Below are 4,777 nucleotides of genomic sequence, written 5' to 3'. Positions count from 1 at the left end.
AAATGCGCCGCCGGGAGGAGCAGACACGCGCCTCAGCGTATTACGCAGGGGTCTCCAATAAGCAGAAGTTGCGCAAGCCTCCATTCCTATGAGGCATTGAGGAATATTCGCAAAGAAAACATGAACTTTTTCTCGCTTGAGCGACTTGCGCAAGACGGTCTTCCCGTTGGCGTCAACCCCGTGAAGTTGAAGCGCGTTCTTTGCCAAATCAACACCGATAGTGGTAATCGCTTGCATGGGATGGCCTCCTTCAAGAAGTTTGGTCGCTCCTTGATGCGTACCCCTTTAGGAGGGGTGGGGCCATCCCATCACTGTTAGGCCGGGGCCTCCCCCCGCCCCCCGACGGAACATCCGCCCAGCCCTCGCCGTCTGCTTCCGCCGGGACGCCCGCACCACTCGCTGTTGTTGCCTTTCCATGGTCCATGCAGTAAGGGGCCGCCATGTCCGCCAATGCCCCCTCCCATGCCCCGAAGCGGCAACCCGCCCTGGACCTGCTGCGCTGCCTGGCCATCGCCGGGGTGGTGGTGATGCACTGCGCCGCGCCCCTGACCGGCTCGCCGGACCCCTCGGCCGTCTGGGCCGGGGTGCTCTACTCCTCGTTCAGCCTGTTCTGCGTGCCCGTGATGCTCATGATCAGCGGCGCGCTGCTCCTGGGCAATCCCAAGCCCATCGACCTCAAGGCCTTCTACGGCAGGCGCTGCATGAAGATCCTCGTGCCCCTGCTGGGCTGGTCGGTGGTCTACTACCTGCTCGTGTGCCTGCAGACCGGGACCACGCCCCACGTGATCTCGTTCCTCAAGCGCTTCTTCACGGGCATGTGGAGCGGGCCGCTGTGGTTTCTCTACATGATCCTGGGCGTCTACCTGATGACGCCCTTCATGGCCCAGGCCTTCGGGCGCGGTCGCGAGGCCCTGGCCTGGAGCTTCACGGCCATCGTCTTCGCCGTGCCCGCGCTCAACTTCGCCACGCGCCTCGTCTGGGAGATGGAGCTCAACAGGTTCCTCACCGGGGCGGTGATCCCCTACTATTTCGGCTATTTCGTCCTTGGCAAGCTGCTCAACGAGCACCCGCCCCGCGTGCCCGGCGGACGTTGGACCCTGGCGGCGGGCTTTGCGGCCGGCGCCCTGCTGAGCGCCTTCGGGGAGTTCGCCGCCAAGGGCCAGAACACCATGCTCCCCAACACCTTCTTCAGCTACCAGCAGCCCCTGGCGGTGCTCATGTCGGCGGCCATCTTCCTCTTCTTCAAGGACTGGTCCCCCAGGCTGGAGGGCCGGACGGCAGGCCTGGTGCGGGAGGTGAGCTCGCTCACCTACGGCATCTTCCTGGCCCACGTGCTGGCCCTCTCCCTGGTGACGGGGCAGCTGGCCGGGCCGCTCTCGGGCCTTTGGCCCGGCTCTCTGACCCTGGACTGGAACACCGGCGGCCCCTGGATCGGCCCCGTGCTCACCGGTACGGCGGTGTTCACGCTCTCGGCCCTGCTGGTGTGGGGGCTCAGGCGCGTGCCGGGGCTCGGGCGCATCGTGCCCTGAGGGGCCGGGGCGTCGCACGGCGCGTCACCTGCTCTCCCCGGGTGGGGCGCGCAGGTTATCCCCGCAAGCGCGCTCAGCCGCCGGGGCGCGTGAACACCAGCTCGCCCTCGCCCGGCAGGGTGACCACAAGCCCCCTGCCCTCCACCTTCCCCGAGAGCACGCCGCCGCTTTTGGAGTGCAGAAGAAGCCTGCCCTCGCGCATTTCCCAGCGCAGGGGCACGGAGTCCGTGCTGGTCTCCCACTCCCCCACGTTGCCGGACTTGAGCGTGAGCGAGACCGGCTGTCCGCCCTGCCCCTTGGCCGAATACTTCCCCTCCAGCCCCTCCTGGCCGGAGCAACCGGCCAGCCAGATCAGGGCGGCGAGGCAGACGAGAGCGTATCGCATCAGAGTTCCCTCAGCTTGGCCAGAAACATCGGCTCCATGTGCAGGAGCCGGTCGTAGCGCCACACGTGCAGGGTCATGCCCAGCCAGAGGATGTCGCGCACGAGGGTGCGCCAGCTGATGGGGTCTTCCATGGAGTGGAAGCACCCGCAGCCGATGGGCACGCCGCGCAGGAGCGTGACGAACACCGCCACCGTGAACAGGGCCATGAGCCCCGCCAGCACGAGCACGGCCGCCTTGGCCCGGATGCCCGCCACCACCATCACCCCGCAGAGCAGCTCCAGCCAGGGCATCACAACGGCCATGACGCCCACGGCCCAGTGCGGCACCAGCTCGTAGCTGGCGATGGAACCGGCGAACTCAGCGGGATAGTTGATCTTGTAGACGCTGGCGTAGATGAAGATCCCCCCCATGTAGAGACGGAAGGCCAGCGCCAGCCAGGGGCTTTGCAGGGCGTCCAGGAGTTTGCGGGTCCTGGCGCTCACGGCTTCATCCCCGCGCCCGCCGCGCGCAGGGCCTCCAGGCCGCCCCGGATCACGCGCACGTCCTTGTGGCCTCGCCGCTGGAGCAGGTGGGCCACGTCCTCGTCGTAGAGGCGCGACACCGTGCGTCCGTAGACCAGCACCGGCCGCTCCGGCGGAAGCTTGGCCAGCCGCATGCCGTAGAGGAAGTCGAAGAGCGCCGGGGTGAGGTTGAAGGCCCCGGCGGCGTGCCCGGCCCGGAAGGATTCCTGGGGCCTGGCGTCGATGAGCACGGCCCCCCCGGAGTCCAGGAGCGCCTTGGCCTGGACCGCGTCGGCCTCGGGCGGGGCCGGGCGCGTCCACGCGGCGGGCACGGGCTCAACCCCCGAGGGGCTGGCCCAGTTGAAGAGGAAGCCCACGGCCGTGGAAAGCAGGAAGATGAGCGCGAAATCCATCCACGTGGCCCGGGACACCCGTTCCATCTCCCGGCGCACCACGTCGCGCAGGCGGGCCTTGGCCTCCTTGAGGCCGTCGATGGCCACCCGGGCGCTGGTGATCTCCTCCAGCATGCGGGCCAGCTCGGCGTTGCGCCGGGCCAGCTCCTCGCCCTGCCTGCGCCGGGTCTCCAGCAGAAGCACCGTGCGCAGGCACGTTACGAAGGCCCTCGTGAGGGCCAGAAGCGTCTCGCGCACGTCCTCGTCCGGGGGCAGGCCGTCGCCGTGGGGCGCAAGGCCCGCGAAGCCCACCGAGTCCTCCCCGGCCACGAACCACAGCCCCGGGCAGTCCCGGGGCAGCCCTGCCGCGGCCAGCTGGGCCGCGTCCTCTATCCAGCCGATCCGGCCGCCGCCCGACGCGAAGAGCCCCCGGGTGACGATCTGGCGCAGGCGCACGGGGTCCAGGGATTCCAGGGCCGCACGTTCCACGCCCCAGCCCGAGAAGTGTTCCACGGCCCCGGCCCGGTCGAGGGCCAGGACGAAGCCGCGCCGGGCTCCGGCCGTGCCCGCCAGGAAAAGGAGAAAGCGCGCCAGCAGCTCTTCGGGCGTGGTCATGGCGCTCATCTCGGAGAGGGCCTGGATCAGGGTCTCCTGCTCGAAGTTGCGCCGGGCCAGCTGGGTGTTGCGCTCGGAGAGGTCCTGCCCCATGGCCGCCAGGCGGGCCGTGAGGAAGGCGCGCGCCAGCGCGGACTGGAGACAGTCCAGCAGGCTCAGGAGGAAGTCGTGGTCCTCGGAGTCGTAGGGGGGGCTACCGGGCAGGGACGAAAGCCCCAGGAGTCCGCAGCGGCCGCCGTCCTGGACCCAGCGGGCCATGAGCGTCACGCCCTCGGGGATCGACTCGGCCTGGTCCCCCGGGCGGCGGGCAAAGACGTGCGCGCGGCGGGGCGCCACGTCGCGGGGGGCGCAATCCAGCCACTGGCGGCCCAGGGTGGCCGAGCCCGCCTCCATCAGCCGGGCCTCCTCCTCCCCGAGGCCGCGATGGACCAGCAGGGCCTCGCCGCCCGGCGCTCCCGTGAGCGCCACGAACCCGGCCGAGGCGCGCAGCCCCCCCATGGCCGTGAGCAGGAACACCCGGGCGATCCGCTCCGGCGTGGTCAGGGCGGAGAGCTCCAGGGAGGCCTCGTGAAGCACCGTGAGCTCGAAGAGCCTGCGCGCGTCGTCCGGAGAACGCGTGGCGGTGTCTTGCGCGCCGGAGTCCATGGGCGTGCGCCTACCGGGCCAGCTTCGCGATCTGGTCGTAGAGGGCGTTCACGTCCTCGATGATGCCCATGTGGGCGTAGAGCACCTTGCCCTTGCCGTCGAGAAGCATGGTGAAGGGCGTCTTGGGCTCGCCCAGGGCCTTGTGGGCCACGAAGTCCGGATCCCAGGCCACGGGATAGGGATAGGTTCCGGATTCTCCCAGGTACTCCATCTCCTCCCTGGTGGCCCCGGCGGCCATGCCCAGCATCTTCACCTTGTCCTTGAGGGCCGGGTCCTGGGCGAGCCGCGCGCTGAGCTTGGCGAAAAGCGGGGCCTGCACGTGACACTGCGGGCAGTAGACGCCCACCACCTCGAACAGCACGAGACCGGCCTTGAGGTCGGCGAGCTTGAACGTGGGCGCGTCACCCAGCCCAAGGGCCGCGCGGTCCCCGGGCTTGACGGGCGCGTTGAAGCTGAGCGACGCCGGGAGCGTCGCCCCGGCCTTGGGCGGTTCGGCCGCCTCGACCGCCGCGGTGAACGCCAGAATGACCAACGCAGCCCAAACCGCCCGTACGAACGCTCCCATGCTCCGCCCCCTTTTCAGCGCCCGGCCCCGAGCGCTTCCAGCGCCTGGTCCAGGGTTTCATGGATGGACGCCGACCTGCCCGCCCCGGCAGACTCCAGCAGCCTGCGCTGCTCGTTGGTGGCCGCCGCAAAGGCCAGCGGGGCCCC

5 protein-coding genes and 1 pseudogene are annotated in these 4,777 nt (G+C 69.7%); 1 reads left to right on the top strand and 5 read right to left on the bottom strand.

Annotated features, from left to right (window positions below):
- Positions 1-237 (bottom strand): annotated as a pseudogene (locus tag ACV4UX_RS17310) (IS110 family transposase); the annotation flags it as partial.
- 203 nt (positions 238-440) lie between these two features.
- Here ACV4UX_RS17310 and ACV4UX_RS17305 point away from each other — a divergent pair.
- Complete coding sequence (locus ACV4UX_RS17305) at positions 441-1,529, top strand: acyltransferase (RefSeq protein ID WP_491594528.1); 1,089 nt, start codon at positions 441-443, stop codon at positions 1,527-1,529.
- A 73-nt stretch (positions 1,530-1,602) separates the two neighbouring features.
- On the opposite strand, the gene ACV4UX_RS17300 is transcribed toward ACV4UX_RS17305, so the two are convergent.
- The 4 genes from ACV4UX_RS17300 to ACV4UX_RS17285 are packed head-to-tail and all read right to left on the bottom strand — an operon-like array spanning position 1,603 to position 4,631.
- Positions 1,603-1,914, bottom strand: a complete 312-nt coding sequence (locus tag ACV4UX_RS17300) for a hypothetical protein (RefSeq protein ID WP_491594527.1) — start codon at positions 1,912-1,914, stop codon at positions 1,603-1,605.
- Positions 1,914-2,396 (bottom strand): MauE/DoxX family redox-associated membrane protein, encoded by a 483-nt coding sequence (locus ACV4UX_RS17295; protein WP_491594526.1) that lies wholly within the window; start codon positions 2,394-2,396, stop codon positions 1,914-1,916. Before ACV4UX_RS17295 ends, ACV4UX_RS17300 begins: the two co-directional genes overlap by 1 nt.
- Complete coding sequence (locus ACV4UX_RS17290) at positions 2,393-4,066, bottom strand: rhodanese-like domain-containing protein (protein WP_491594525.1); 1,674 nt, start codon at positions 4,064-4,066, stop codon at positions 2,393-2,395. The genes ACV4UX_RS17295 and ACV4UX_RS17290 overlap by 4 nt, the downstream gene beginning before the upstream one ends.
- Before the next feature lie 10 nt (positions 4,067-4,076).
- The gene (locus ACV4UX_RS17285; protein ID WP_491594524.1) at positions 4,077-4,631 is read right to left on the bottom strand and encodes a TlpA disulfide reductase family protein; all 555 of its coding nucleotides are present in this window, start codon (positions 4,629-4,631) and stop codon (positions 4,077-4,079) included.
- Between the last annotated feature and the right edge of the window lie 146 nt (positions 4,632-4,777).

The sequence above is a fragment of the Fundidesulfovibrio sp. genome (genome assembly GCF_058402725.1).
This window is presented reverse-complemented; position numbering and strand designations above follow the sequence as displayed.

Bases quoted from the DNA above. Each gene is read 5' to 3' on its own strand.
- ACV4UX_RS17290 (WP_491594525.1), bottom strand. From the start codon at position 4,066: ATGGACTCCGGCGCGCAAGACACCGCCACGCGTTCTCCGGACGACGCG.
- ACV4UX_RS17305 (WP_491594528.1), top strand. From the start codon at position 441: ATGTCCGCCAATGCCCCCTCCCATGCCCCGAAGCGGCAACCCGCCCTG.
- ACV4UX_RS17300 (WP_491594527.1), bottom strand. From the start codon at position 1,914: ATGCGATACGCTCTCGTCTGCCTCGCCGCCCTGATCTGGCTGGCCGGT.
- ACV4UX_RS17285 (WP_491594524.1), bottom strand. From the start codon at position 4,631: ATGGGAGCGTTCGTACGGGCGGTTTGGGCTGCGTTGGTCATTCTGGCG.